The 26,645-nt window shown below is 59.4% G+C and carries 29 protein-coding genes; 17 read left to right on the forward strand and 12 right to left on the reverse strand.

Annotated elements, in window-relative coordinates; genetic code table 11:
- Positions 1 to 179 precede the first annotated feature (179 nt).
- From PBDP_RS09610 to rssC, 3 genes are all read left to right on the forward strand, one after another.
- Positions 180 to 869, forward strand: a complete 690-nt coding sequence (locus PBDP_RS09610) for an MlaA family lipoprotein (RefSeq protein WP_109751600.1) — start codon at positions 180 to 182, stop codon at positions 867 to 869.
- A gap of 333 nt (positions 870 to 1,202) precedes the next feature.
- Positions 1,203 to 2,384 carry a two-component system response regulator RssB gene (gene rssB, locus PBDP_RS09615; protein ID WP_014339338.1) on the forward strand — a complete coding sequence of 394 codons (1,182 nt, stop codon included), beginning with the start codon at positions 1,203 to 1,205 and terminating at the stop codon, positions 2,382 to 2,384.
- Entirely contained in the window at positions 2,384 to 2,866 is a 483-nt protein-coding gene (gene rssC, locus PBDP_RS09620; RefSeq protein ID WP_025212773.1) for an anti-sigma factor antagonist RssC, read from the forward strand. The genes rssB and rssC overlap by 1 nt, the downstream gene beginning before the upstream one ends.
- Before the next feature lie 211 nt (positions 2,867 to 3,077).
- On the opposite strand, the gene tal is transcribed toward rssC, so the two are convergent.
- The 5 genes from tal to PBDP_RS09645 all read right to left on the reverse strand — a co-directional run bounded on the left by tal (position 3,078) and on the right by PBDP_RS09645 (position 6,912).
- Positions 3,078 to 4,004: a transaldolase gene (gene tal, locus PBDP_RS09625; protein WP_109751601.1), complete on the reverse strand. Its 927-nt coding sequence runs from the start codon at positions 4,002 to 4,004 to the stop codon at positions 3,078 to 3,080.
- A 177-nt stretch (positions 4,005 to 4,181) separates the two neighbouring features.
- On the reverse strand, positions 4,182 to 5,168 hold the full coding sequence (dusA, locus tag PBDP_RS09630; RefSeq protein ID WP_212802144.1) for a tRNA dihydrouridine(20/20a) synthase DusA: 987 nt from the start codon (positions 5,166 to 5,168) through the stop codon (positions 4,182 to 4,184).
- A 164-nt stretch (positions 5,169 to 5,332) separates the two neighbouring features.
- On the reverse strand, positions 5,333 to 6,004 hold the full coding sequence (locus PBDP_RS09635; protein ID WP_249411845.1) for a metallophosphoesterase: 672 nt from the start codon (positions 6,002 to 6,004) through the stop codon (positions 5,333 to 5,335).
- A 138-nt stretch (positions 6,005 to 6,142) separates the two neighbouring features.
- Complete coding sequence (locus tag PBDP_RS09640; protein ID WP_212802146.1) at positions 6,143 to 6,742, reverse strand: putative adenosine monophosphate-protein transferase Fic; 600 nt, start codon at positions 6,740 to 6,742, stop codon at positions 6,143 to 6,145.
- Entirely contained in the window at positions 6,742 to 6,912 is a 171-nt protein-coding gene (locus PBDP_RS09645; RefSeq protein WP_109751605.1) for a YhfG family protein, read from the reverse strand. The genes PBDP_RS09640 and PBDP_RS09645 overlap by 1 nt, the downstream gene beginning before the upstream one ends.
- Positions 6,913 to 7,078: 166 nt before the next feature.
- Between PBDP_RS09645 and PBDP_RS09650 the strand changes: the two genes are divergently transcribed.
- The 5 genes from PBDP_RS09650 (at position 7,079) to PBDP_RS09670 (ending at position 11,442) form a co-directional block, all read left to right on the forward strand.
- Positions 7,079 to 8,296, forward strand: coding sequence for a putative DNA modification/repair radical SAM protein (locus PBDP_RS09650; protein ID WP_212802147.1), 1,218 nt, complete (start codon positions 7,079 to 7,081; stop codon positions 8,294 to 8,296).
- A complete protein-coding gene (locus tag PBDP_RS09655; protein ID WP_212802148.1) occupies positions 8,296 to 9,141 on the forward strand; it encodes a TIGR03915 family putative DNA repair protein in 846 nt (281 codons plus the stop codon). The genes PBDP_RS09650 and PBDP_RS09655 overlap by 1 nt, the downstream gene beginning before the upstream one ends.
- A gap of 527 nt (positions 9,142 to 9,668) precedes the next feature.
- Positions 9,669 to 9,944 carry a hypothetical protein gene (locus PBDP_RS09660; RefSeq protein WP_212802149.1) on the forward strand — a complete coding sequence of 92 codons (276 nt, stop codon included), beginning with the start codon at positions 9,669 to 9,671 and terminating at the stop codon, positions 9,942 to 9,944.
- 372 nt (positions 9,945 to 10,316) lie between these two features.
- Complete coding sequence (locus PBDP_RS09665) at positions 10,317 to 10,604, forward strand: metal-sensing transcriptional repressor (protein WP_116831882.1); 288 nt, start codon at positions 10,317 to 10,319, stop codon at positions 10,602 to 10,604.
- Between the two features lie 7 nt (positions 10,605 to 10,611).
- On the forward strand, positions 10,612 to 11,442 hold the full coding sequence (locus tag PBDP_RS09670; RefSeq protein ID WP_109751609.1) for a nickel/cobalt efflux protein RcnA: 831 nt from the start codon (positions 10,612 to 10,614) through the stop codon (positions 11,440 to 11,442).
- 10 nt (positions 11,443 to 11,452) lie between these two features.
- Here the strand turns inward: PBDP_RS09670 and PBDP_RS09675 are convergent, their stop codons facing one another.
- On the reverse strand, positions 11,453 to 12,400 hold the full coding sequence (locus PBDP_RS09675) for a LysR substrate-binding domain-containing protein (RefSeq protein ID WP_109751610.1): 948 nt from the start codon (positions 12,398 to 12,400) through the stop codon (positions 11,453 to 11,455).
- A 227-nt stretch (positions 12,401 to 12,627) separates the two neighbouring features.
- Between PBDP_RS09675 and PBDP_RS09680 the strand changes: the two genes are divergently transcribed.
- Positions 12,628 to 13,923 (forward strand): dicarboxylate/amino acid:cation symporter, encoded by a 1,296-nt coding sequence (locus tag PBDP_RS09680; protein WP_212802150.1) that lies wholly within the window; start codon positions 12,628 to 12,630, stop codon positions 13,921 to 13,923.
- A 10-nt stretch (positions 13,924 to 13,933) separates the two neighbouring features.
- A complete protein-coding gene (gene cuyB / locus PBDP_RS09685) occupies positions 13,934 to 15,433 on the forward strand; it encodes a cysteate racemase (protein WP_212802151.1) in 1,500 nt (499 codons plus the stop codon).
- Positions 15,434 to 15,499: 66 nt separating this feature from the next.
- Here the strand turns inward: cuyB and PBDP_RS09690 are convergent, their stop codons facing one another.
- Positions 15,500 to 16,408 carry an AraC family transcriptional regulator gene (locus PBDP_RS09690; RefSeq protein WP_212802152.1) on the reverse strand — a complete coding sequence of 303 codons (909 nt, stop codon included), beginning with the start codon at positions 16,406 to 16,408 and terminating at the stop codon, positions 15,500 to 15,502.
- A gap of 186 nt (positions 16,409 to 16,594) precedes the next feature.
- On the opposite strand from PBDP_RS09690, the gene PBDP_RS09695 reads away from it, so the two are divergent.
- Together PBDP_RS09695 and PBDP_RS09700 are read left to right on the forward strand one after the other, a co-directional pair.
- Positions 16,595 to 17,644, forward strand: a complete 1,050-nt coding sequence (locus PBDP_RS09695; protein WP_212802487.1) for an NAD(P)-dependent alcohol dehydrogenase — start codon at positions 16,595 to 16,597, stop codon at positions 17,642 to 17,644.
- 126 nt (positions 17,645 to 17,770) lie between these two features.
- Positions 17,771 to 18,988: an MFS transporter gene (locus PBDP_RS09700; protein WP_212802153.1), complete on the forward strand. Its 1,218-nt coding sequence runs from the start codon at positions 17,771 to 17,773 to the stop codon at positions 18,986 to 18,988.
- Between the two features lie 11 nt (positions 18,989 to 18,999).
- Here PBDP_RS09700 and PBDP_RS09705 read toward each other — a convergent pair whose 3' ends face one another.
- The gene (locus tag PBDP_RS09705) at positions 19,000 to 19,407 is read right to left on the reverse strand and encodes a DoxX family protein (RefSeq protein ID WP_163854612.1); all 408 of its coding nucleotides are present in this window, start codon (positions 19,405 to 19,407) and stop codon (positions 19,000 to 19,002) included.
- Positions 19,408 to 19,464: 57 nt separating this feature from the next.
- Between PBDP_RS09705 and PBDP_RS09710 the strand changes: the two genes are divergently transcribed.
- A complete protein-coding gene (locus PBDP_RS09710; protein ID WP_240337723.1) occupies positions 19,465 to 19,893 on the forward strand; it encodes a winged helix-turn-helix transcriptional regulator in 429 nt (142 codons plus the stop codon).
- 15 nt (positions 19,894 to 19,908) lie between these two features.
- Here the strand turns inward: PBDP_RS09710 and PBDP_RS09715 are convergent, their stop codons facing one another.
- From PBDP_RS09715 to PBDP_RS09725, 3 genes are all read right to left on the reverse strand, one after another.
- Positions 19,909 to 20,394, reverse strand: a complete 486-nt coding sequence (locus PBDP_RS09715; RefSeq protein ID WP_212802154.1) for a hypothetical protein — start codon at positions 20,392 to 20,394, stop codon at positions 19,909 to 19,911.
- Positions 20,395 to 20,537: 143 nt separating this feature from the next.
- Complete coding sequence (locus tag PBDP_RS09720) at positions 20,538 to 20,825, reverse strand: helix-turn-helix domain-containing protein (protein ID WP_058545613.1); 288 nt, start codon at positions 20,823 to 20,825, stop codon at positions 20,538 to 20,540.
- Positions 20,826 to 20,827: 2 nt separating this feature from the next.
- The gene (locus PBDP_RS09725) at positions 20,828 to 21,142 is read right to left on the reverse strand and encodes a type II toxin-antitoxin system RelE/ParE family toxin (RefSeq protein WP_116831887.1); all 315 of its coding nucleotides are present in this window, start codon (positions 21,140 to 21,142) and stop codon (positions 20,828 to 20,830) included.
- A 130-nt stretch (positions 21,143 to 21,272) separates the two neighbouring features.
- Here PBDP_RS09725 and arsN2 point away from each other — a divergent pair, with 130 nt between their 5' ends.
- The gene (arsN2, locus tag PBDP_RS09730; RefSeq protein WP_212802155.1) at positions 21,273 to 21,704 is read left to right on the forward strand and encodes an arsenic resistance N-acetyltransferase ArsN2; all 432 of its coding nucleotides are present in this window, start codon (positions 21,273 to 21,275) and stop codon (positions 21,702 to 21,704) included.
- On the opposite strand, the gene chrA is transcribed toward arsN2, so the two are convergent.
- Entirely contained in the window at positions 21,701 to 23,059 is a 1,359-nt protein-coding gene (chrA, locus tag PBDP_RS09735) for a chromate efflux transporter (protein WP_212802156.1), read from the reverse strand. The two genes, arsN2 and chrA, sit on opposite strands and share 4 nt — an antisense overlap.
- Positions 23,060 to 23,237: 178 nt before the next feature.
- Between chrA and PBDP_RS09740 the strand changes: the two genes are divergently transcribed.
- The 3 genes from PBDP_RS09740 (at position 23,238) to xth (ending at position 26,582) form a co-directional block, all read left to right on the forward strand.
- Positions 23,238 to 23,897, forward strand: a complete 660-nt coding sequence (locus PBDP_RS09740) for a ribonuclease T2 family protein (RefSeq protein WP_116831889.1) — start codon at positions 23,238 to 23,240, stop codon at positions 23,895 to 23,897.
- A 211-nt stretch (positions 23,898 to 24,108) separates the two neighbouring features.
- On the forward strand, positions 24,109 to 25,680 hold the full coding sequence (locus PBDP_RS09745) for a sensor domain-containing diguanylate cyclase (protein WP_212802157.1): 1,572 nt from the start codon (positions 24,109 to 24,111) through the stop codon (positions 25,678 to 25,680).
- Between the two features lie 107 nt (positions 25,681 to 25,787).
- Complete coding sequence (gene xth, locus PBDP_RS09750; RefSeq protein WP_212802158.1) at positions 25,788 to 26,582, forward strand: exodeoxyribonuclease III; 795 nt, start codon at positions 25,788 to 25,790, stop codon at positions 26,580 to 26,582.
- Positions 26,583 to 26,645: the final 63 nt, after the last annotated feature.

A 26,645-nucleotide genomic window follows, 5' to 3' on the forward strand; every position in this document is an offset into this window, starting at 1 on the left:
AGCAGCCTAATGGGCCTCGATGACAGTCCGGTGACAGTGAGATGAAGGGTGCCGGTCGCGGAAAAGTCCTACGATCTGCGTGCTTTTCGGTGCTGCCTATCTACGCGTTCCGTCTTATACTAGCCAGCTTACCGCCTGGGCTCGGCGCCCTTGCCTGAATAATCCAAGGAGTTTTCCCTATGCGCTGGAGCCATCGTCTAGCTCTGCTGTGTTTATCTGCCAGCGTCTTGCTGGTTCCGTTCGCTGCCCAGGCCGCCACGGAAGAAGATCCTTGGGAAAGCATCAACCGTCCAATCTTCACTTTCAACGACACCCTCGATACCTATGCGCTCAAGCCACTGGCCCAGGGGTATCAATACGTGACGCCGCAATTCCTCGAAGACGGCATCCATAACATGTTCCGCAACATCGGCGACGTGGGCAACCTGGCCAACAACGTGCTGCAAGCCAAGCCGGCCGCTGCCGGTGTCGACACCGCCCGATTGATCTTCAACACCACCTTCGGCCTGCTGGGCTTCTTCGACGTGGGCACCCAGATGGGCCTGCAGCGCAGCGATGAAGATTTCGGCCAGACCCTGGGCTACTGGGGCCTGGGCAGTGGTCCGTATTTGATGTTGCCGCTGTTGGGGCCAAGCACCCTGCGTGACGCGCCAGCCAAGCTGGTCGATGACTACACGGCTCCGTATCGTTATATCGATAACGTCTCGGTGCGTAACTCCATTCGAGGCCTGAACGTCGTCGACACCCGTGCCAGCCTGTTGTCGGCCGAGAAGATGGTGAGCGGTGACAAGTACGTCTTCATCCGCAACGCTTACCTGCAAAACCGCGAATTCAAAGTCAAGGATGGCCAGGTTGAAGACGATTTCTGATTTCGTCTCGTAGATCTGGAAGGCGGCCCGAAAGGCCGCCTTCTGTGCTTTGGAGGTGGTTTGATCCTTCCATTGAGTTACGCTTCGCTCGGTTCTTATAACTCTCTGTACTTTGACAAATAAAGACGGCAAGCGGCTATCTGCATGAGCTTGAAACGCCCGGCGGATGGGAGTACCGTCTGCGCCTTAGAAGGGCACCTCTGATGTATTTGCGTGTAGGGCAAAGGCCTGAAACCGGTACGACAGAGAGGCTAGAAAGCGAATCCAGTAGTGCGTGCCAGGCCAGACAGCCCAGCCCGCTACGCCAACCTAATTCTGGCGCCGTTTGCCCACATGCCAAAAACCAGTGCCACGCTGCTGATAATCGATGATGACGAAGTGGTGCGAGCCAGCCTCGCAGCCTACTTGGAAGACAGTGGTTTCAGCGTCCTGCAGGCCAGCAATGGCCAACAGGGTCTTCAGGTATTCGAGCAAGACAAGCCCGACCTGGTCATCTGCGACCTGCGCATGCCGCAGATGGGCGGACTCGAACTCATTCGCCAGGTCACCGAGATTTCCTCGCAGACCCCGGTGATCGTGGTTTCGGGCGCGGGCGTAATGAACGACGCGGTCGAGGCGTTGCGCCTGGGCGCGGCGGATTACCTGATCAAGCCCCTTGAAGACCTCGCGGTACTCGAACACTCGGTGCGCCGGGCCTTGGACCGTTCGCGGCTGTTGCTGGAAAACCAGCGCTATCGTGAAAAGCTGGAAACCGCCAACCGCGAGCTGGAAGCCAGCCTGAACCTGTTGCAGGAAGACCAGAACGCCGGGCGCCAGGTACAGATGAACATGCTGCCGGTCAGCCCCTGGACCGTCGACGATTTCCGGTTTGCCCACCAGATCATTCCGTCGTTGTACCTGTCGGGCGATTTCGTGGACTATTTCCGGGTCGACGAACGACGAGTGGCCTTTTACCTGGCCGATGTTTCCGGCCATGGTGCTTCCTCGGCGTTCGTGACGGTGTTGTTGAAGTTCATGACCACGCGCCTGTTGTTCGAATCCAAGCGCAATGGCACATTGCCAGAATTCAAGCCGTCAGAAGTCCTTGGGCATATCAACCGAGGCCTGATCAGTTGTAAGCTGGGCAAACACGTCACAATGGTCGGTGGAGTCATCGACGAGGAGACTGGTTTGTTGACCTATAGCATCGGCGGTCACCTGCCTTTGCCTGTGTTGTATACGCCAGACAGCGTTCGTTACCTGGAAGGGCGAGGTTTGCCGGTGGGCCTGTTCAACGAGGCCACCTACGAAGACCACGTACTGGAATTGCCACCGACATTCAGCCTGACGCTGATGTCTGATGGCATTTTGGACCTTTTGACAGAACCTACACTCAAAGAGAAAGAAGCGGCCTTGCCTGAACGGGTAAGCGCAGCGGGCGGCAGCCTGGAAGGCTTGCGTCAAGTGTTTGGATTAGCCACGCTCGGGGAGATGCCGGATGATATCGCCCTGTTAGTGTTGAGCAGGAACCTTTGATGAGTACCGGTAGAATCCAGTTCGCCGAGCAGGACGGCACCTTTGTCCTGAAGTTTGTCGGTGAAGTGCGCCTGACCCTGTGTTCGGCGCTGGATGCGACTATTGAGCGGATCTTCACTGCGCTGAACTTCAGCGCCATCGTGATCGACCTGACCGAAACCCGCAGCATCGACAGCACCACCCTGGGCCTGCTGGCCAAGTTGTCGATCCTGTCACGGCAGAAGGTCGGCTTGCTGCCGACCGTTGTCACCACCCACAACGATATCACCCGTCTGCTGCAGTCCATGGGTTTTGACCAGGTGTTCAACATCGTTGGCGACCCCGTGCCATGCCCTGAATGCCTGGACGACCTGCCTGACCAGGACCAGTCTGAAGAAGAAGTGCGGATCAAGGTGCTCGAAGCCCACAAGATTCTCATGGGGCTCAATGACTCCAATCGTGAAGCGTTTCACGACTTGGTGAATGCGCTGGAGCGGCCCTGACGCTTGAGTCTTGTGTCGGCTAAGCAGGTCCCGTCGCGAGCAGGCTCGCTCCCGCAAAGGACTTGTTTTTGCCGCAATACCTGATTCACTCTGACCCCCTGTGGGAGCGAGCCTGCTCGCGATGAGGCCGTTCCGGCCAGTGCATTCCGTGCGCAAAACCAATAAAAAAGGGCGAACCCACCAAGGTTCGCCCTTTTTCACATGAATCCGCTCAAAGCTTGGCTTGCAGTAACGCCTCCAGCTTCTCCTGGTCCCGGGCAAACTGACGAATACCTTCGGCCAGTTTCTCGGTCGCCATGGCGTCTTCGTTGGACAACCAGCGGAACTGCGCTTCATTGAGAATCAAGCGCGCTTCCCCGGCTTGCCCTGGCGCCAGCTTGCGCTCCAGCTTGCCTTCATCGGCGGCCAGTTTTTCCAGCAGGTCCGGGCTGACGGTCAAGCGGTCGCAGCCGGCCAGTTGTTCGATCTGGTTGAGGTTGCGGAAGCTCGCACCCATGACCACGGTCTTGTAGTCATTGGCCTTGTAGTAGTTGTAGATACGCGTCACCGACTGCACGCCCGGGTCATCGGCGCCGGTGTAGTCGTTGCCATTGGCTTTCTTGTACCAATCGTAGATACGGCCCACGAACGGCGAAATCAGGAACACCCCGGCATCGGCACAGGCCGCGGCCTGGGCGAAGGAGAACAGCAGGGTCAGGTTGCACTGGATGCCTTCACGCTCCAGTTGCTCGGCGGCACGAATGCCTTCCCAGGTGGAAGCGATCTTGATCAGCACGCGATCCCGGCCAACGCCGGCTTTTTCGTACAGATCGATCAGACGATGCGCACGCTTCAACATGGCCTCGGTGTCGAATGACAGACGTGCATCCACTTCAGTGGAAATACGCCCCGGGATCACTTTCAGAATCTCTTGCCCGACCGCTACGGCAAAACGGTCGCTGGCCAGGCCCACATCGCCCTTGCAGTCCGCCACGCAGGCGTTCAGTTGCTCGGCATAACCTTGAATGGCCGAGGCCTTGAGCAGCAGGGAAGGGTTGGTGGTAGCGTCCACGGGTTTGACGCGGGCGATGGCCTCGAAGTCGCCGGTATCGGCCACGACGGTGGTGAATTGCTTGAGTTGTTCCAGCTTGGAAGTCATGAGCGTGCTCTGTCCTATGGGTCCGTTGACATTACCCGAGGGCTGGCAGCCACTCAAGGGCGTGAATAGGTATCGACGGCCCCGGTGGCAACAACCTGAAAACGGTTGTTTGAAAGGTCGGGGCGGTATCGGTAGATACGATGCCAAAACAGCTCGCAGGTTCAAAGCAAGTGACGGTCAGCGTCCTTCCAGCAACTGTCCCGCCTGATCCAGCAACGCCAGCGGATCCTTGGTTTTATGAATATCCACCGACAACAACTGCCGAAACCGCCGTGCCCCCGGGAACCCGGTGCCCAGCCCCAACACGTGACGGGTAATATGGTGCATCGCCCCGCCAGCCGCCAGGTGATCGGCGATATAAGGCCGCAACTGCGCCAGCGCCTCGGCCCGGCTGATGATCGGCGCGGTGCTGCCAAACAGCTGCTGATCTACTTCGGCCAGCAGATACGGGTTGTGATAGGCCTCGCGCCCCAGCATCACACCGTCGAACGTCTGCAGATGTTCGTGGCACGCCTCCAGCGTCTTGATTCCACCGTTGAGCACAATCTCCAACTCCGGAAAATCCGCCTTCAACCGCGCGGCCACGTCATAACGCAGCGGCGGGATATCCCGATTCTCCTTCGGCGACAACCCCTCCAGAATCGCAATCCGCGCATGCACGGTAAAACTCGTACACCCGGCCTCACGCACCGTCCCGACAAACTCACACAACTGCTCGTAACTGTCCCGCCCATTGATCCCGATGCGATGCTTGACCGTCACCGGAATCGACACCGCATCGCGCATGGCCTTCACACAGTCAGCCACCAAATCCGGATGCCCCATCAGGCAGGCGCCGATCATGTTGTTCTGCACTCGGTCACTGGGGCAGCCGACGTTGAGGTTCACCTCGTCATAACCGTGTTCCTGTGCCATACGGGCGCAGGCGGCCAGGTCAGTTGGGACGCTGCCGCCCAGTTGCAGGGCCAGGGGGTGTTCGGACTCGTGGTGGCGCAGGAAACGCTCGTGGTCACCGTTGAGTAGGGCACCGGTGGTGACCATTTCGGTGTAGAGCAGGGCGTGTTTGGAGAGGATGCGTAGGAAGAAGCGACAGTGGGCGTCGGTCCAGTCCATCATCGGCGCAACGGAGAAGCGGCGGGACAGTGGGGCAGTTTGTAGGGGCATTGGGAGTCAGAATCAGCGAGGCGGATGGAACAGTTTATCAGGGAAGGGCAGGAGGTGTTGGGAGAGTAATAGTGTGCCGACTGCACCATTTGGTGCGGGGCATCGTCGAGTGGGCCAGGCCTGTTCTATGATTACAAAACGCTCGACTTTTATTGCTCCTTACCTCACGGGCTCATGCTTATGCTGATCATGGTTTCGGTCTGGATATCTACCAGGCTCAATGCACCATCAGAAAATGAGCAGCCAGTGTCGATATAGACAACATTGCCCAAGCGTATAACACCGGGTACTGAAGAGTGCCCTACATAGAGCCGGTCTATTCCTTTAATGGAAGTGTGATCTTGTTGCTCGATTTTCTCTCTTGAATACAGTGCAGTTTTCAAGGCTTGCCGCTGATGTTGCTCTCCAAAACTTCCAGTGATAGCGTCTTTGGCTTCCTGCCAACCATCGTCACTCCTGATGACAGGGGCTTCGGCATGGACTATTCCAATTGTTTGATCGCTTGATAAATTGATTTCAATGATCAATGGGAGTGCTTGCAAGGCTTTCAAAAGTTCGTGTTGGATGGGTGGTTGTAAGTCGTAGAGCCAGGCTCCACCGTTTCGGATATGTCGAGGTATGTCCCCATGGCCGGAGAGACAGTCAATAAGCATCTGCTCATGATTACCGCGCACGGCGTGGAACCACGGCTTCTCAAGCCAATTCAATACCTCTATGGAGTCAGGGCCTCGGTCGATGAGGTCTCCCACGGAAAAAATACGATCCAGTTCGGTGTTAAAGTCTAGTTTGTCTAAGGCCGTTGTTAGAAGTTTGAAATGCCCATGAATGTCGCCCACCACAAAGTCTCGACCTTCCTTGTTAGATGGGAATGATTTCGTCCTGTACATTTTCAGCGGCTTTAGCAGACGTTAATTGACGGCGACTGTATCACTTGGCGAAATAAACCGTAAGGCGCTGAGCGTGCCGTCATGGGGTCAAGGTTGAATCATCTGCCCGATGCACTTCTCAAAAACCTGTTCCATAGGTTCCATGACGCAGTTGTAAGCCGCAATGTTGGCAAAAATCCACTCGTCTTTCTCAATCCCCCACCAGCTGATTTCAAACCCGGCATTCATGATGAGGTGTTCAAACAGGATGCGTTGCGCACGGCCATTGCCTTCGCGGAAGGGGTGTACGACGTTGATGTCGGAATAGGCCTCTGCCACAGCAGCTATCAGCTCAGCCCGTTCCATGCCCTCGAACCAGTTTGCCGCGGCCATGGCTGTGAAGATCTTGCTGGTTTCTTTCTCCATGTATTCGGGTTGGCAAAAACGGGTGGCTTGTTTGGACATGCCGACGGTGCGCAGCTCTCCGGCCCATTCGAACAGGTCAGAAAAGAGAATTCGATGAATGTTTTGAAGGTAAGCCAGGCTGTAGGGGGGAGGGCTGAATTCGACGTTGTCCGCTGCGATGGCCGAGAGTTGTTGTTCGGCTTCGCTTAGGGTCGCTTCGTCATGGATGTCGAGTTTGTTGCGAAGGACCGTGGAGCCGGGATAGCAATAAGCGTCCTCGCCGACCCCATATTTGTCAGGCATCAGGTTCGGGTCTGGGTGAAGGCCTTCAAGACCTCCTCACGGGTTGGCATTTTGCGTTCGCCGTCCGCGAAGGTCACTTTGAAGCCTTCCAGGCGAAGGCTGGCCGCGTAGTTGGATCTGCGCGTCCTGGCGGCATAGGCCTTTTTGGTTTCAAGGCTGACATTGCCCATGGGGCTGGACCTCAATCGCGTTGATTGGCCGATTATAGCCCATCCCGTTGGCATGGCCTACGTCGTGGCCTGGCGACTCATATAAGGCATTGAATTTGACCAATGGCGCTTGCATCGCGGCGCGTCTCAAAATACTGTGTTTATATCCAGTATTCGAGATCGCTTCATGCAGCTTATCGCCAAGCTCGGCATTCTTGCCGACGCTGCCAAGTATGACGCCTCCTGCGCCAGCAGCGGTGCGCCCAAGCGTAGCTCCCGAGGCCGTGAGGGGCTGGGGGCCACCGATGGCATGGGCATTTGCCATAGCTATACGCCGGATGGGCGCTGCGTTTCGTTGCTGAAGGTGTTGCTGACCAACTTTTGCCTGTACGACTGCCAGTATTGCGTCAACCGTCGTTCCAGCAATGTGCCAAGGGCGCGTTTTACGCCGGAGGAGGTGGTGCGGCTGACTTTGGATTTCTATCGTCGCAACTGCATCAGTGGGCTGTTTTTGAGTTCCGGCATCATTCGCTCGGCCGATTACACCATGGAGCAGTTGATACGGGTGGCGCGGTTGTTGCGCGAGGAGCACCAGTTTCGTGGCTATATTCACCTCAAGACCATTCCCGATGCCGATCCGCTGTTGATCGAGGAGGCGGGGCGGTTGGCTGATCGCTTGAGTGTGAATATCGAGTTGTCCTCCGACATCAGCCTCAAGCGTCTGGCACCGGAAAAGCAGTTGTCGACCATCCGCCAGGCCATGGGCACCATCCACCAGGGGCAAAAGGCGGTGGCCGGTGAGCCGCGGGCGCCTCGCTTCGCCCCGGCCGGGCAGAGCACGCAGGTGATTGTGGGGGCGGATGCCACTGATGATCACGCCATCCTGAGCAACGCCGAGTCGCTCTACCTGGGGTACGGTTTGCGACGGGTTTACTATTCAGCGTTCAGCCCGATTCCCGACAGCCCCGCCAGCGTGCCCCTGGCAGCACCGCCGTTGCTGCGCGAGCACCGGCTTTACCAGGCTGATTTCCTCATGCGCGGTTACGGCTACAAGGCGGGCGAACTTCTGAGCGAAACCCACAACCTGGACTTGGACATCGACCCCAAGCTGGCGTGGGCGTTGGCCAATCGTGAGGTGTTCCCGCTGGACGTCAATCGCGCCGAACCCGCATTGCTGGCGCGTATTCCGGGTATCGGCCTGCGTAGCGTGCAACGTCTGGTTGCACTGCGCCGAGAGCGGCGGGTGCGTTATGACGACCTGGTGCAGTTGCGGTGCGTGTTGGAGAAGGCGCGACCGTTCATTGTGACCAGTGATTACCGGCCTGCCGATGCCCAGGTACGCAGTGGTTTGCTACGGGCGCGATTGCGTGACCCCCAGCGGCCGGCGCAGATGGGGCTTTGGTGATGATTGCCCTGGATTGTGACGATGATTTCTCCAGGTGGCGCGATCAGGCTCGAACGTTGCTCGGCCATGGCATCGACCCGAGCGATGTCACGTGGACTCAGGGCCCGGTGGCCGATCTGTTGGCCATGCCGACGCCGCTGCCTCAGGGGCCGGGTCCGTTCTGTACGCGGGTCCCCGCAGCCTTGCTGAGCCAACTCGAACAGGCTGGCCGCTACCAAGGCGAACAACGTTGGAACGTGCTGTACGAAGTGCTTTGGCGCGTTGCCCATGGCGACCGCACGGCCATGCTTGCGGGCGACCGACTCGGCAGTGAGTTGCAGCGGCGGATCAAGCAGGTCCAACGCGAGGCTCATCATCTGCATGCCTTCGTGCGCTTCATTCCTCTGCCGCGAGCATTGGCCGAGCGATTGCAGCTGGACCTGGTCGCCTTTCACCAGCCGGCCCATGACATCCTCGAAAGCGCCAGTGGCCATTTTGCCGAGCGGTTGGGACAGCAACGCTGGCTGATCGCAACGCCGCGCGACGGCATCCGTTTTGATGGACAGTCGCTGGATTACCAGCGACGTTGTCCCGAGCAATGGCAGCACTGGGCACGTCACGCCGAAGATCCTGGCGCTGAGCTGTGGCGAACTTATTACAAGCACATCTTCAACCCGGCGCGGCTCAATCCCCTGGCGTTGCGTCAGCACATGCCGGGGCGATTCTGGCAGCACTTGCCGGAGGGAGAATTGATTCCTCGACTGGTGGGTTTGGCGCGGCGGGGCAAGCAGCGGGATGGGCAGGCGTTGGAGGTAGGGGCGCAAGTGGGTAAGCGGATAGTTGTTGGTGCTGTTGTTGAGGATTAAACAAGTTCTGAATCCATCGTCGGACATTCCCATCGGAAGTTTCCCTCACGCTGTGTCGTTCCCCGCTGACTATCCACCCAATCACCCGTGCGCTAAGTTCTCTCCGTCGCTGCAAATTCAGCGACAGGGTGTGGAAGCCCTTATCTTCTCAGGCGCGTAGCGCCGCAAAATTTAAAGCAGGCGCTTTTCTTATGTCTGCTGTTAAATTATGGCGGCTGTACGCGGGGCGTCCTAGGGCGCGCCGGTATCCTGAGTGCTGGTCTTCCACACCCGCGTGCAGCTGCCACCCATCATGTGGAAGTGATGTCGGCAGATCGTTCTATAACTCAGGAAGTTTGCCAATGAAGAAGATCACACCTAATCCTCCGAGTACCGCAGTCAATCAAAAGCGGCTCTCGTCCAGCCTCACCCAATCTATCAATTCCAACCTCCTGCTCAATCCTCGAGCTCCGAATCCGGATTCGGCCCCTCCATCAGCGGTCCTTCAATCCGCCACTGACTTTCCATCCCCGCAGGAGTAACCCCTCATGTCCCGCTACATGCCCATCACCGGTATCGAAAATAATTTCCACGCGCTCCTGATCGACACGGAAGCGCCGCTGGACGTGCTGCACGACACCGCCGCTTACCGCATCGCCGCCGTCACGCAGTTGCTGGAAAACCTCGCCATGCGTTCCGACATCAGTACGGACGCGGTGGTACTCCATGATTTCGCCCAAGTGCTAGCGATCCTCCTGCGCGACGGGTGTGATTTGCTGGATGTGATCGGGCGGCGATTGCAGGCACAGGTTTTGGCGTCGTAAGGGAAGTGGGTGATCTCATAAGGTCTCCTGCCTGACTCACCATCCCTTGCAGGCAGCGATTTGTGGGAGCGGGCTTGCTCGCGAAAGCGGTGTGTCAGTTTGCAGGATGCTGGCCGTGCCGACGCCTTCGCGAGCAAGCCCGCTCCCACAGGGTTTGGTGGGTATACAAATGTTGCGTACACCCTCAATCCTCTGTGGGAGTGAGCCTGCTCGCGATAGCGGTGGGTCATTTGATGAAAATGTCGGATGTGCTGCGGTCATCGCGAGCAGGCTCGCTCCCACAGGTTAATCAGCGTTTCGATGGGTTTGCTTGTATCCCCCCTGGGGGGATAGGATGGCGGTGTTGATTCACCGAAATCCAGGGCTCAAGTCATGAGTGCGCACGACCACGAACATCCCCACCAAAGCCATGTGGCGATCATCAAGCGTCTCAAGCGCGCGGACGGCCATTTGCGCAGCATCATCGCCATGATTGAAGAAGGGCGTGAGTGCGTGGATATCGCCCAGCAGTTGCATGCGGTGGAGAAAGCGGTGTGCCAGGCCAAGCGCACGTTGATCCAGGATCATATCGATCACTGCCTGGAAGACACCGTTTCGGCGCTGGACAAGGGTGAGCGCGCGCCGCTGGAAGCCTTCAAACAAATCACCAAGTACCTCTAGGCCAGACATGCCCAATTTTGCTGAATTGCTGCAACAGGGTGGCGCTCACGCCTGGCTGTATTTCCCCAGCGCTATCTTGCTGGGCGCCTTGCATGGCCTTGAACCGGGCCATTCAAAAACCATGATGGCGGCGTTTATCGTGGCGATTCGGGGATCGGTCAAACAAGCGGTGTTGCTGGGTTTGGCGGCGACCCTTTCCCACACCGCCGTGGTGTGGCTCGTCGCCGTGGGTGGCATGTATCTGGGCCAGGGGTTGGACGCCGAAACCACCGAGCCTTATTTCCAACTGGCGTCTTCCGCGCTGATCATTGCCATCGCGCTGTGGATGCTGTGGCGTACCTGGCGTGGCGAGCAGATGTTCAGATTCGCGCAAGGTCATGACCACCACCATCATCACGATCATCACCACAAACACGACCACGAGCATCCCGAATCCAAAGGCCTGTCGCTGGAGGGCTATCAGGATGCCCACGAACAGGCGCATGCCGACGACATCCGCAAGCGCTTCACCAATCGGGAGGTCTCCACGGGCCAGATCATCCTGTTCGGCCTGACGGGCGGGCTGATTCCTTGTCCTGCGGCCATTACCGTCCTGCTGTTGTGCCTGCAGGTCAAAGAGGTCGCGCTGGGCGGCCTGCTTGTCCTGTGCTTCAGCATCGGCCTGGCGATTACCCTGGTGACCGTGGGGGCTGCGGCGGCCATGGGTGCAAGGCAGGCTTCCAATCGCTGGCCTTGGCTGAGCACTGTGGCGCGTCGGGCACCTTATTTGTCCAGCGTGTTGATCATCGGCGTCGGTCTCTACGTGGGTATCCACGGCTGGATCGGTTTGTACGCATAGCCTTCAAAGATCAGTTCGTACCTTCTGGCGCAGCGGGTACGCTGCCCGAGCGATGCAACGAAGCCCCCTCCAACGTCTTCCACAGCTTGCGCATCGTCGGATTCCGATTGGCAATCGCACAATACGAGCGAATCTCCAGCCGCGTGCTCCATTCCTCGCTGCCAGCCCGAACCAGCAACCCACGCTCCAACTCATCGGCCACCGCGCTTTGCGGCAGCCAGGCCACGCCGTAGCCCTCGATGGCCATGCGCATCAGCAGCATCGCCATGTCGGCTTCATAGCAACGCTCCAGCGCAGTCGGTGCCGGGCCGTTCTTGATGACGATATCGGCCACGCGGCCCAGGAATGTCGTGGCCGTGTAGGCCAGGTAAGGGACGGGTTTGCCGGAGCGGCCCGGCAAGGGGAACAGCGGTTCGCCTTTAGGGTTGGGTGCACATAGGGGGATGAACGCGTCGTGGCCGAGGGTCAGGCTGCCGAAGCGCTCGGCGTCCAGCAGGATCGGTGCCAGCGGATGGTGGTAGACCATCATCAAATCGCAACTGCCTTCCTCCAGCGCGATAACGGCGTCATGAATATTGGCGGCGACCACCCGAGCGTTGAACTGCTCGGTGTTTTGCTGGAACTGCGAGAGCCATTTCGGCAGAAAGGTCATCGAGAGACTGTGACCTGCGGTGATCTGGATGGAGCGTCCCGGCATCCGTTCTACGTCACGCAGCATCGAGCGCAATCTCAGTAAGCCGGCGAGGGCTTCTCTGCTTTCGTCGCAGAAGGTGATGCCTGCGGCAGTGAGCTGGACGGGATAAGTGCCCCGGTCCACCAACTTGACCCCCACCCATTCCTCGAGGCACTGGATTCGGCGCGACAAGGCCGATTGCGTCACGCAGCGGACTTCGGCGGCGCGGGAGAAGTTTTTCCATTCGGCGATCGCCAGTAGATCGTCCAGCCACTTGAGTTGCATATCAGGATCCCCGCTGTGAGAGCGCCATTTTATGTCGCAACTCCCCGGCCCAGCGCGGCTTTTCGTTAACTATTCCAAAAGCGCATGGAGCTAGCAGGATTACTCATCATCTCCCCGGATCCGCTCCTTAGAATCATTACCGTAGTACCCATGCCGCCAAGAGTATCGGTACATCCACTTGATCCCTGCCAAGTAAAAAACTCCAATAACTACTTGAGGACAGCACCGTGAAGAAGAATAAGCTCCCACGTCGAATTGCAATGGGTATCGCCCTGGGCGTGCTGGTGGGTTGGGCGTGTCACCATTTCGCAGGGAGCGAGCAAAGTGCCAAAGAGATCGCCAGTTACTTCTCGATGGTCACTGATATTTTCCTGCGCATGATCAAGATGATCATCGCGCCGCTGGTCTTTGCGACGCTGGTCGGTGGTATCGCCAGCATGGGTAACTCCCGTTCCGTAGGCAGGATTGGTGCTCGGGCGATGGCCTGGTTCGTTACCGCTTCGGTGGTATCGCTGCTGATCGGAATGGGCTTGGTCAACCTGTTTCAACCCGGTGCCGGGCTGAATATGGACGTGGCCCAGCACGCAACGGCGGCTGTGCCGGTCAATACCGGCGATTTCAGTCTCAAGGCGTTCATCGGCCACGTGTTTCCGCGCAGCATTGCCGAAGCGATGGCCAACAACGAGATCCTGCAGATCGTGGTGTTCTCGCTGTTCTTCGGCTTTGCGCTGGCGGGCGTGAAACGGGCGGGCTACACCCGGATCACCGATTCCATCGAAGAGCTGGCGAAGGTGATGTTCAAGATCACCGATTACGTGATGGCCTTCGCGCCGATTGGGGTTTTTGCCGCCATCGCCTCGGCCATTACCACTCAGGGGCTTGGCTTGCTGGTGGATTACGGCAAGCTGATTGCCGAGTTCTACCTGGGGATCCTGATCCTCTGGGCGCTGCTGTTCGGCGCCGGCTATCTGTTTCTCGGTCGCTCTGTTTTCCAGCTCGGCAAGCTTATTCGCGAACCGATTCTCCTGGCCTTTTCCACCGCCAGCAGCGAGTCCGCCTACCCGAAAACCATTGAGGCGCTGGAGAAGTTCGGTGCGCCAAAACGGGTGTCCAGCTTCGTGTTGCCCCTGGGCTACTCGTTCAACCTCGACGGCTCCATGATGTACCAGGCGTTCGCCATCCTGTTCATCGCCCAGGCCTACAACATTGATTTGAGTTTCACGCAGCAGATTCTGATTCTTCTGACGTTGATGATCACTAGCAAGGGCATGGCCGGTGTCGCGCGGGCCTCGGTGGTCGTGGTCGCGGCCACGTTGCCGATGTTCAATCTTCCCGAGGCGGGGCTGCTGTTGATCATCGGTATCGACCAGTTCCTCGACATGGCCCGCACGGCCACCAACGTGGTGGGTAACAGCATCGCGACGGCGGTGGTCGCCAAGTCCGAACCACACGAAGAAGCCGCCGAGGACGAAGGGGCACATTCCCCCGTTCGGTCGCGATCCGAGCCGGTGCCGGTGGCTTGAGGAGAGGGTCATGAAGGCTAAAGTGAAGTCGAGCCATAAGGCCTCTGTTGTGCGCAAGTTGGGCATCGTCGGTGGGCTTGGCTCACTGGCCGGAGGCGATCTGTTCTACAAGTTGATCAAGTCCCGGGCGGTGCTCGAGGACCAGGGCCGCTATCACTTCCTGTTCGAGCAGCACCCGTTCAAGGACGTGCTGCTGCCACTGGACCAGGGGGCGAGCATGACGTCGCGCAAGTTTTATGTGTTCCAGGTGTGCAAGTCGTTCGAGGAAAGTGGCTTTGATGCGGTGATGCTCCCATGCTTCGCCAGCCATACCTTTCGCGCTGAAATCGAGGAGGAATTGGGCATTCCCGTGCTGGACATGATGGCCGCCTTGACCCGGTACGTCAGCCAAACGGTGCCGCCCCGGACGACGTTGGGGGTGATTGCCTCTGACTTCGTGCGCTATTGCGGATTGTTCGAGCGACATTTTGGGCAGGATTTCCAGATTGTTTATCCAGACGCAGACGCTCAAGCAGGGTTAATGGAGGCAATGTACGGCCTCAATGGCATCAAGGACGGCCATCTCGAAGGCATGCCGCTTGAAGCGGTCTACCAGGCATGCCTCTCGTTGCAGGCCCAGGGGGCGACGGTGATCCTGCCCGGCATGACCGAGCTTTCCCTGGTCTGTGCCGACTTGCAGCGCCGCGGGATAACCGTGCTGGACATCAACGAGATCTACGCCGATTTCGCGACGCTGGATCAGCAGCAGCCCAGGCGCCCGCCGTTCAAATTGGGCATCGTCGGCGGTGTCGGTCCTGCCGCTACGGTAGATTTCATGGCCAAGGTAGTGGCCAATACACCAGCGGGAAAGGACCAGGATCACATCAAGATGGTGGTCGAGCAAAACCCGCAGATACCGGACCGGACGGCGAACCTGCTACGGGATGAAACCGATCCGACAATGGCGATGTACGCCACCTGCAAGCGCCTTGAAAGCGCGGGTGCCAACGCCATCGCGATTCCTTGCAACACCGCCCACGCCTTCGTCGAGCGTATCCAGGCGCACCTGAGGGTACCCATCGTCAACATGCTGACCGAGACGGTGGAGTGGATTGTGCACAAGTATGGTTCGGGCAAGGCGATTGGCCTGCTGGCGACTTCCGGTACGGTGCAGAGCCAGGTCTATCATCAGGCGGCGCGCCACGCCGGGCTCCAGGTGCTCACGCCAGGTGTCGACTATCAGGCGATGGTCATGGACGCCATCTACGGACCGCGCGGTATCAAGGCCGGCGTCACGCAAGGGCTCTGCAGGGAGCAATTGTTGCTGGCGGCTGAGCACCTGTGTGAGTTGGGGGCGGGGGTATTGATCCTGGGGTGTACAGAGTTGCCGCTGGTACTGGCGCATTGCGAGGCGTTCGATATCAATGGGCACACGGTGGCGCTTGTTGACCCGACGATGATCCTGGCGTTGAAGTGTGTGGCGTTGGCGCAGAAGGCACAGCTCTGTGGGAGCAAGGCTTGCCCGCGATGAAGCCGACGCGGTCTCCCGAAGGCCAAGGTGCCTGCATCGCGAGCAAGCTTTGCTCCCACTGATGAATCAAACAGCCTTGGCTGGCTCGCGCAACGCGGCGATGTCCCGTTTGGGCGACAGGCCAAACAAACGGGCGTATTCGCGGCTGAACTGGGAAGGGCTTTCATAGCCCACTTTGTAGGCTGCACTCGCCACGTCCACATGCTCGTTGAGCATCAGGCGCTTGGCTTCGTTCAACCGCAGCCACTTCTGGTATTGCAGCGGGCTCATCGCCGTGAGCTGACGGAAGTGGTGGTGAAACGTCGGCGTGCTCATTTGCACCCGCGCCGCGAGGTCGTCTACGCGCACGGGCTCGGTGTAGTTCAATTTCAACCAGTCGATAGCCTTGGCGATCCGGTAACCCTGGCTATCGACCGAGGAAATCTGCCGCAGCCGGGCCGCCTGGTCGCTGAGCAACAGTCGGTAGTGAATCTCACGCTGGATCAACGGTGCCAGTATGGGAATCGCTTCGGGTTCATCCAGCAACGCCAGCAGGCGCGCGAACGGCGCCAGCAGGTCAGGCGTCGCGGTGCCGATCCCTGCGCCGATCCCCACCGCTCGATCACGGGGCGGCGACAGGCCGCCCTGGGCGATCAGATCGGCCACCGTGCGCAGGTCGAGTCTCAGGACCAGACCCAGGCAAGGCTGTTCCGCGCTTGCCTGCAGCACTTCGGAATTGGCCGGGATGTCCAGGGAGGTCATGAGGAATCGTCCGGGGTCGTAGCCATAGGCCTCGCCACCGATCCATACCTGCTTCACGCCCTGGGCCACCAGCACGATGCTCGGTTCGATCATGCAAATGACCGGTGCGGCCGGCGCTTCCCGTCGAAAGAAGGCGAGGCCGGCGATGGGCGTTTCAACGTCGCCCGGGTGTGGGGTCCGAGCGCCAATGATGGCCGCCAGTGTCTCTTGTACGGGTCTGCGTTGGGTGGCCATGTCGGGTCCGGGTGTCATCTCGGTTCAAGCGCAATAGGCAGAACATTAACCTGCCAAACGAAGCGCTGCCTACGCGCGATGGAAGAACTCATAGGATCAGGCAAGCATCTCAGCGTAATGCGCTACTGGTCGGCCAGGCTGGGCCCTGAAGATGGAACCTCACTCAATCCAGCATGGAGTCTTATGATGCGTGTACAAGCCTATGGCGCCCACGCGGGCGACAAGCCCCTTGAACCCCTGCAGATCACTCGTCGCACGCCGGGCGCGCACGACGTCCAGATCGATATCGCGTTCTGTGGCATCTGCCATTCGGACCTGCACCAGGTGCGTGCCGAGTGGGCGGGTACCCAATTCCCTTGCGTGCCAGGCCACGAGATCGTCGGCCGGGTAGCGGCGGTCGGCGCCCACGTGTCCGGCTTCAAGACCGGCGACCTGGTCGGCGTCGGCTGCATCGTCGACAGTTGCAAGCACTGCAATGACTGCGACAGCGGCCTGGAAAACTACTGTGACGGGATGATCGGGACCTACAATTTTCCGACCCCGGATGAGCCCGGCTGGACGCTGGGTGGCTATTCGCAAAATATCGTGGTGCATGAGCGCTATGTGTTGCGCATTCGTCACCCCGAAGAGCAACTGGCCGCCGTTGCGCCACTGCTCTGCGCCGGCATCACCACCTATTCGCCGCTGCGCCATTGGAACTCCGGGCCGGGCAAGAAGATTGGTGTGGTCGGCATCGGTGGGCTAGGTCACATGGGTATCAAGATTGCTCATGCGATGGGCGCTCATGTCGTGGCGTTCACCACTTCCGAGTCCAAGCGCGAGGCGGCCAAGCAGTTGGGGGCTGACGAAGTTGTCGTGTCGCGCAATGCCGAAGAAATGGCCGCGCACACCAAGAGCTTCGATCTCATCCTGAACACCGTGGCGGCTCCTCACGATCTCGACGCGTTGCTGGTGTTGCTCAAGCGTGACGGCACGATGACCCTGGTGGGCGCCCCGGCCACTGCGCATCCTTCGCCGAATGTCTTCAACCTGATCATGAAGCGACGCACCCTCGCGGGGTCAATGATCGGCGGCATCCCCGAGACCCAGGAGATGCTCGATTTTTGCGCGCAACACGGCATCGTCGCCGACATTGAGTTGGTGTGCGCCGACCAGATCAACGAGTCCTACGAGCGCATGCTCAAGGGCGACGTCCAGTATCGCTTCGTGATCGATAACGCGACCTTGGCCGGCTGAAGACAGCCGCCGGACCGCTCGCCAACTGCTTGCGAAAGCGGCCTGCCTGAGACGGTGATGTCGGTTGTGCCCCTCGTCATCGCGAGCAGGCTCGCTACCACACAAGAAACACAGGATTTTCTCCCAATGACCGATAACTCATTGCCACAAGGCCAGCCCGCCTGGGGCGCGGTATTTGCCATGGCCCTTGCCGCGTTCGTGCTCGTTGCTTCGGAGTTCATGCCAGTCAGCCTGCTGACGCCGGTCGCGGCTGCTCTGCAGGTCAGCGAAGGGCAGGCCGGCCAAGGCATTGCCGTCTCTGGTGCCTTTGCCCTGATCACCAGTCTGTTCATTGCTTCGATTGCCGCCCGGGTCGACCGTAAGTGGTTACTGTCAGGACTGACCCTGTTGATGATCGTTTCTGGAACGGTGGCCGCACTGGCGCCCAACTACGCCACATTCATGGTGGCGCGCGCGTTGATCGGTGTTGCGATTGGTGGCTTCTGGTCGCTGTCGGCGGCCACGGCCATGCGGTTGGTGCCGGACAACCAGGTTCCGCAGGCACTGGCCGTCGTCAATGGTGGCAATGCCCTGGCAACCGTGATTGCTGCGCCGCTGGGCAGCTTCCTTGGGGCGATCATCGGTTGGCGTGGCGCGTTTTTCTGCATCGTGCCCGTTGCTGCCGTCGCTCTGGTCTGGCTGCTGTTACGCCTGCCGGCCATGCCTTCGCAGGCGAAGCAGGGCAGTACCAATGTCTTCAGGTTGATGACCCGGGCTCCGGTCGCGCTGGGCATGCTGGCGGTCAGCACATTTTTCATGGGCCAGTTCATGCTGTTCACGTATCTGCGACCGTTCCTTGAAACGGTGACACAGGTGAATGTGTCCATGCTTTCCATCCTGTTGCTGGTGATCGGGGTGGCAGGCTTCCTGGGAACATTCCTGATCGGCGCATTCCTGAAAAACGGTCTGTATCGGACGCTCGTCGTCATTCCCCTGTTGATGGCCGTCATCGCCATTGCCCTTGTTTGGTTCGGCGGTTCAGTGACGATCACGGCCCTGTTGCTCGGCCTCTGGGGCCTGGTGGCCACCGCGGCTCCCGTAGGCTGGTGGACCTGGCTGGCGCGTACGCTACCGGACGATGCCGAAGCCGGGGGTGGCTTGATGGTGGCGATCGTCCAGCTCGCCATCGCGGCGGGCGCGACAGTGGGCGGTGTTCTGTTTGATCTGAGTGGCTATCGTGCGACCTTCGAAACCAGTGCGGCCGTGCTGGGCGTTGCCGCTGTCCTTACTGCGCTGGCCGCTCGGTCAGCGGTTCGGGAGTCTTCATCGACTTCGCACGCAACGCCCTATAGCACGATGGGTTGAGGCAAAGTCCGTCAGTCGGGGAGGACCTGGTGCTGCGCCGCGCCAGGAGCATAGGGCGACGGCACTTCGCGGACAGTGTTCTGGGTCAGGAAGGAGGCGATCAGCAACAGGATGCCTATTGCCGCCGGAAGGGCGCCGCGCGGCTTGCGCACACTCAGGTGCGCGGACGCCGACAGCAGCAAATGATAGAGCATGCCTGCATAGGCCAGGTCGCTGAGCGCTACGCTTGTGCGCGACAGAATGGCAACTACTCCGAGGATTTTCAGGACGGTGAGCATCGGTACCAGGTAGCTGGGGTAACCGAGGTCGGCCAGCGCCTGGCCTACCCATGCCTTCTTGGTGACGTATAGCGTTGCGGACGCCAGGTAAAGCAGGGCCAGCGCCGTCGTACTGATCCAATAGAGGGAGTGTTCAATCATGAGTATTTTCCTGAGTGGGCTGGGTTGAATCGACATAGAGCGAGAATGTCGCCTAACATGAAAGCCCGCAAGAAGGATGAAAAAGTGATGGTTAGTATGGAAAACCAGACTAATGAAAATGCCGAGGTCAACATGCACGAGGAAATGCGCCGTGCGTTTGCGTTGCTCTCGGGCAAGTGGAAGCTGGAAATCATGTGGTTGCTGCATCAGCGGATCTATCGCTTCGGGGAGCTGCGCAAGGCCATTCCCGGCGTTACTCAGCACATGCTGACGGCGCAACTTCGTGAACTGGAGAGGGATGGCCTGGTGTCGCGCACTGTCTTCGCCGAAGTACCGCCGCGGGTTGAATACGAGATCACGCAAAAGGCCCGTGGGCTCGGGCCGACGATGGAGGCGCTGACGGCGTGGTGGGATGAATACGGGAAAAGCGTGCCCGTGAAGGCGAATCCACGCGGGCGTAAACCCGTCAACAATGGGCGACCTTAAGGTCGCCCATTGGCGTTATAGCCCGAGACCTTCCTCTATCAGGGAGAGCAGGGCGTCCTCGTCCAGTGTCACTGGGTCAGGTTGTTGCCCGGTCAACCGAAGCGGCTGGAGACGCCATAGCGATTCCCCATGCTCGCCGAGTGTGCGCACGATGCAGTGCTCCTGTCCCTTCATATGGACCTCGATGCATCCTTCTCCCTGGGGAGAAAAACGCGCAATCGGATCGAATGAAATGCGGTGATGATTGCCTTCGATCACCAGTTGATCGATGGCGTAGTTATACGTCGAACCGCTGGAATGACTTTCAAATACGTGGGTGGGATTGCGCCGAATGTCCAGGCCAGCCTCGCACACCGGCGCCAGCCAGATTTCGATCTGGCGGTACAGTTCGTAGACCTGGGCGGGCCAATGCTCGATCGCCAGGTCGGCGCAGTTGTCGGTATCGGCGCGGGTTTGCTGGGTTCTCCGCAGTTTGGCCGCTAGCTCGTCTGCCTTGCTCATGTCGATTCCCTGTCGTGATGATAGGTTGAGCTTAGCTGATGGGGCGGGGTGTTCATTTGCGCTGGGTCATGGGGTGGTGTTGGGAGCGAGCACCTTCGCCCATGGAAGCAGTGCTTGAGAGGTTCTGTTCATTTCGGCAATGCTTAAACGGCTAGGGCGCTGATCACGTGTTTCGGATCATTATGAATCGCCCGCAGCAGTGCTTTAGCGGGGCCGGTAGGCTCGCGTCGTCCCTGCTCCCAGTTGCGAAGCGTGCCCAGTTGGACATCGATCAGTGCTGCGAACTTGGCTTGGGTCAGGCCGGTAGCCTTGCGTATTTCCTTCACTTGCAACGCATCGACGATGAACTCCCGTGACGGCTGGCGTTCGCCTCGGACGATTTCATCCATCTGTTGTACGCTTTCCATCAGCTCATCGAAAAATTTGCTCATGGTTATCTCCAGTGCTCGACAATCAATTTCAATGCTTTGCGTTGATCGACGGTCAAGTCTTGCTGTTCATTTTTCGGATATATCATCAGTAATGCGATCCGCGAAGCATGGACGAAGTGGTAGTAGATCACCCTGGCCCCACCCCGTTTGCCATGGCCTTTGGCTGCGATACGAATCTTTCGGATCCCTCCGGTGGCTTCCATGACATCACCAGCGGAAGGATTGCAGACCAGTATTTTCTGTAGGACAGCGAAATCATCGTCATCCATCAGTTCTTTGACCCGACGGGTAAAAATTGGAGTTTCAATAAAAATCATTGCTAATGTACGCCAGTGGCTTACTTTCGAGCAATCCTATTGAACCCCATCCCCCGATGCACCCGGTGAGTTGTAACCAAATTCGGGCGTGCCCGATGATCAGGGCAGGACACTGCAGCGAGCATCAACCATGCGAATGACAGCTTTGAGCAATAACGACCTGGGACCATTGCGCGATGCGCTCGCCCAGGCCGGTCTACCCGTGGATGACCTGACGTATCCCGGTCGACAGTTCTTTAGCTTCAGCCAACAAGGCGTTGATGTGGCGTTTGGTGGCATCGAGGGGGAGGGCGCCGACCGGTTGCTGCGTTCGCTGGTTGTCCTTGAGGGGCAACGGGGAAAGGGCACTGGTGCGGCGGTGCTGGCCGCTATCGAAGCATTTGCGAAACGTGAGGGGGCAGAACGGCTGCACCTGTTGACCGACAGCGCCGCCGCGTTTTTTACCGACCAGGGCTATCAGGTGCAGGATCGCTCGTTGGCGCCCGCTCCGATCAGGGCGACGGCCCAGTTCAAGACCTTGTGTCCGGCCTCGGCGACGTACCTGAGCAAACGCCTGGTCTAGCGCAGCAAATGCACCGCCAGCCCGGCCAGACCGCACGCCAGCAACACCTGGATCACCCCGCGCTTGTAGCGAAACAGCGCAATGGCCGCCAATAGGGCGATGATTGCCGACGGCCAGTCCAGGGCACCTGCAAAACCGTTGGGCCAGAGCACGTGGTAACCGAAGAAGCACGCCAGGTTGAGGATCACTCCGACCACCGCTGCGGTAATCGCCGTCAGCGGCGCGGTGAATTTCAGCGTGTTGTGCGTCGATTCCACTAGCGGGCCGCCGGCCAGGATGAACAGGAACGAAGGCAGGAACGTGAACCAGGTCACCAGCGTGGCGGCGACGGCCCCGGCGAGAAAGGCCTGTTCGGGACCGAACACCTGCATCACATAACCGCCGACGAAACCGACAAAGGCCACGACCATGATCAGCGGCCCGGGAGTGGTTTCGCCCAAGGCCAGGCCGTCGATCATTTGTGTCGGCGTCAGCCAGCCGAAGTGTCCGACGGCCCCTTGGAACACGTAGGGCAAAACCGCGTAGGCGCCGCCGAAGGTCAACAACGCGGCCTTGGTAAAGAACCAGGCCATTTGCGTAAGCGTGCCGCCCCAGCCAAACACGGCGGTCAGCAGGCCCATCGGCAATAGCCATAGCAGGGCACCGATGACGGCCAGACGGGTCAACCTGGCGGCGCTGAATCGGGCGTGTTCCGGGGGCGGCGTATCGTCGTCGATCAATGCGGGGCCGAAGGATTGGTGCTGGGAATCGTGACCGCCCAGGCTGAATTTCCCCGGTGCCCAGCGGCCACCGAAATAACCGATGACAGCCGCACCCAGGACGATCAGAGGGAAGGGGAGATCAAAGGCGAATATCGCGGTGAACGATGCCGCGGCGATCGCCCACAACCAATTGTTCTTCAGTGCGCGGGAGCCGATCCGGTGGGCTGCATGCGCCACGATTGCTGTCACGGCCGGCTTGATGCCATAGAAAATGCCCGCCACTATCGGCACCTCGCCAAAGGCGACGTACAGCCAGGACAACGCGATGAGGATGAACAGCGAGGGCAGCACGAACAGCGCCCCGGCAATCACCCCGCCCCAGCTTCGGTGCATCAGCCAGCCCAGGTAGGTCGCCAGTTGCTGGGCCTCTGGCCCCGGCAGCAACATGCAGTAATTAAGGGCATGCAGGAATCGTCGCTCGGAAATCCAGCGTCGGCGCTCCACCAACTCCTGGTGCATGATCGAGATCTGCCCCGCCGGGCCGCCGAAACTGATGAAGCCCAGCTTGAGCCAGAACCAGAAGGCCTCGCGCAGGCTGACGGTGTCGGGTCTGCTCAGGGGCTGTTCGTCATGGGGGCGGATCGGTTTGCTCATGGGCGACGGGCACTTAAAAGTCAAGGGCGATCTACGTTATGGGGCGTTACGCAATTTAGATAGCCCCCGGCGAGGTTTGCTTGTAAAAAAACAACCCTCCAGAGAGTTGAAACACCAAATTGAAACGGTCATCGCCGGATCATCCCGTCTTCGCACAATCGCCCCAAGGAGTGGGTCAATGAAACAACGTCTTGCCGTGGCCGTGCTGATCGTACTGACACTGGGCTGCATGGGAGTGGGCAATGCCCGCGAATCTGGCAATGCACGGGCGCAATCCGTGGCCGGAGTGTTCGATTACTACCTGCTGGCGCTGTCCTGGTCACCGACGTTCTGCCTGACTCACCAGAATGACGCACAGTGCTCCGGTAAAGGCTACGGCTTTGTACTCCATGGCCTCTGGCCGCAATACACCAAGGGCGGCTGGCCGCAATCCTGTGCGCCTCAGGTGCCTTTGACGAGAGAGGAGCAGAAGAAGGGCCTGACCTTGTTTCCTACCCGCAAGTTGATGGCGCATGAGTGGTCCAAGCATGGTACTTGCAGCGGCCTCGGCGCCATGGGCTACCTGGAGGTTGCCGACAAAGCCCTGGGGGCAGTGAAAATCCCACCACAGCTGCAACCGTTCAATTCCTCGTACTATTTTGAAGCCGAGGAGATCATCCGGCTGTTCCGCCAAAACAATCCAGGCATCGCGCCTGATGGCATTGCGGTGATTTGTAGCGGACCGCAGCTGTCGGAAGTGCGGGTTTGCATGGACAAGGACCTGGCGTTCGCCGCGTGTGGCAAGGGTGTCAGGACACAGTGCCGGGCTGGGGAAATCCGAGTGCCGCCTGTGCGGTGAGCACCCCAAACCACTGGCCTTTGGTGCGGGAAACTCTGGGCCCTGGAGAGGGCATTTTTATCGGCTGTCAGGCTGGTTTTTGGATCCACTCAAGCCACCCATCGGCGCCGCTGCACAGGCAAATTGCCGCCTCACAAGCGGTAGGCTAAGCTCTCGAATATTGGGGGCTTTGAGCGAATTCGCTCATGTTTTGCCCTCTTCAGGAACTCGCTTGCCTATCCCTATTCTCGATCCTTTCCATGCCCCTGGCGGTGCCTTGAAACGCCTGCCGTTGCTCAAGGCAGCGGTGACGTTTATCGCGGCGGTGTGCCTGTGCCTGTGCGGTTTGCTTTACCTGCAATTGGAGCAGTCTCGCAGCCAGGATCTGGAGTCGGCCCGCATCGCCTCGGCCACTCTTGCCCGGGCCATGGCCCAGCAGGCCCAGGACACCTTTCTCCAGGCTGATCTGGTGTTGGCCAGTTTGACGGATTGGATCCAAGTCGACGGCTTCGGCCCCGCGGTACAACCACGCTTGCAGCAAACTTTTGCCCGACGCGTGCAGTCGCTTGAGCAATTGCATGGCCTGTTCCTGTTCGACAAGCACGGTCACTGGGTCGTGACCTCCTTTGACAACCTGCACAGGGGGCCAGGGGTGGCAGATCGGGAGTACTTTGCTTTCCACCAACAGAACGCCTCCCTGGTCGCCCATATCGGCCCGGCAATCCGCAGTCGGCAAAACGGCGACTGGATCATCCCGGTTTCCCGACGCTTGAATGATCAGGATGGCAACTTCCTGGGCGTGTTGATGGCCGGCGTCAAAATGTCGTACTTCGACCGATTCTTCAAAAGCTTCAATCTGGATGATCAAGGCGAGATGGCCCTGGCTTTGTCCGACGGGACGCTTTTGGCCCGGCGTCCCTTCGATGAGGGACGGATCGGTCATCCGCTGTCCGAGGAACATATCTACAACCATGCCCTGGCCAGCGGCATGGCTGGCGATGCACTCATCCGTTCGGCCATCGATGGTGTCGTCAGGCTGTATGGGCATCAACATCTACAGGCTTATCCGTTGGTGGTCACCGCGGCGATGTCCGAGGAGGCGATCCTGGCGGGCTGGCATGACAGGGCTTTCCAGTCCAGCCTCATTGTCGGCCTGGTGGTGCTGGGCATTTGCTTGTTCGGCTGGGTATTCGTGCGGCAGGTCCGTAATAGCGAACGGATCGAGGCGGACTTGCGCAAGGCCCAGGAAGCGTTGGAGCTGATTGCCACGCACGACAGCCTTACCGGGCTGGCGAACCGCCGCCTGTTCGAGCGGGCCCTGGACATCGAGTTCGGCCGGGGCGCCCGTCAGCGCAGCCCCTTGAGCCTGATCATGCTCGATATCGATTTTTTCAAACGCTACAACGACGCCTATGGACACGTGGCCGGGGATCATTGCCTGGCGGAAGTGGCCAAGGTGCTCAAGAGCAGTTGCCATCGCAAGGCCGATCTGGCGGTACGTTATGGTGGCGAAGAGTTTGCGGTGCTGTTGCCCGACACCAATCTCTCGGGGGCCATGGCGTTGGCCGAGCAGATCCGCCGCAACGTCATCGACAGGCACATCACCCATTCCGGCTCCCCGACCGGCTACCTCACGGTAAGCCTGGGCTGCTATGCCTTTGTCCCCAGCAGCCTGGACAGCATCGAAATCTTCATCCAGCGGGCCGATGCGGCGCTTTACCAGGCCAAGCACAGCGGCCGCAACCGCGTGGCGGTGCTATCGACGGAAGGTGGGCTCGATACGCTGGCGCGCTCGGATCGTTGAGATCGGTTGGAATCTCGATGATGGGGCGCGGGTTCCTGAAGACCTGTGCAACCACTGCGTCCGGTTGTCGGTCACAACTGTGACTTGGCTTTTCGGATTCTGGACCTATGAAAAACCTTCGGATCGCGACCTTCAACATCAATGGCATCCGTGCCCGGCTGCCCAACCTGCTGGAATGGCTGGAGCGGGAGAGCCCCGACATCGTCTGTTTGCAGGAGCTCAAGGCCGTGGACAAGGATTTCCCGGCGGCGGAGTTGGAGTCGGTGAGGTATGGAGCGATCTGGCACGGGCAGGCGTCCTGGAACGGTGTCGCGATCCTGGCCCGTGACGCGCAGCCGCTGGAGAGCCGCCGAGGACTGCCCGGCGGGGATGACGACAGCCACAGTCGCTATCTGGAGGCGGCGGTCCATGGTGTGCTGGTGGGCTGCCTTTACCTGCCCAACGGCAACCCGCAACCGGGTCCGAAGTTCGACTACAAGCTGGCGTGGTTCGAACGGCTGATCGACTATGCCCAAGGATTGCAGGCCAGTGATCATCCCGTGGTGCTGGCCGGTGACTACAATGTGGTGCCCACCGACATGGACATTTACAACCCGCGCTCCTGGCTCAAGGATGCGCTGTTGCAGCCTGAAAGCCGCGCGTGCTACCAGCGGCTGCTGGACCAGGGCTGGACCGATTCGTTGCGCCACCTCTATCCGGACGAGCGGATCTACACCTTCTGGGATTATTTCCGCCAGCACTGGCAGAAAAACTCCGGACTGCGCATCGATCACCTGCTGCTCAACCCGACGGCCAGCGCCTACCTGAGCGAGGCCGGCGTGGACGCCTGGGTCCGTAACCAACCCCACCCCAGCGACCACGCGCCCACCTGGATCCGGCTGGCTTCACGCAAGCGGCGGTGAGCGGGCGAAGCGCTCCGGTCGCTTGTTGTCTCTGTGAGGGGAATGTCTTATACCTGGCGCCCA

Source organism: Pseudomonas sp. St290, assembly GCF_018325805.1.
GTDB lineage: Bacteria > Pseudomonadota > Gammaproteobacteria > Pseudomonadales > Pseudomonadaceae > Aquipseudomonas > Aquipseudomonas bijieensis.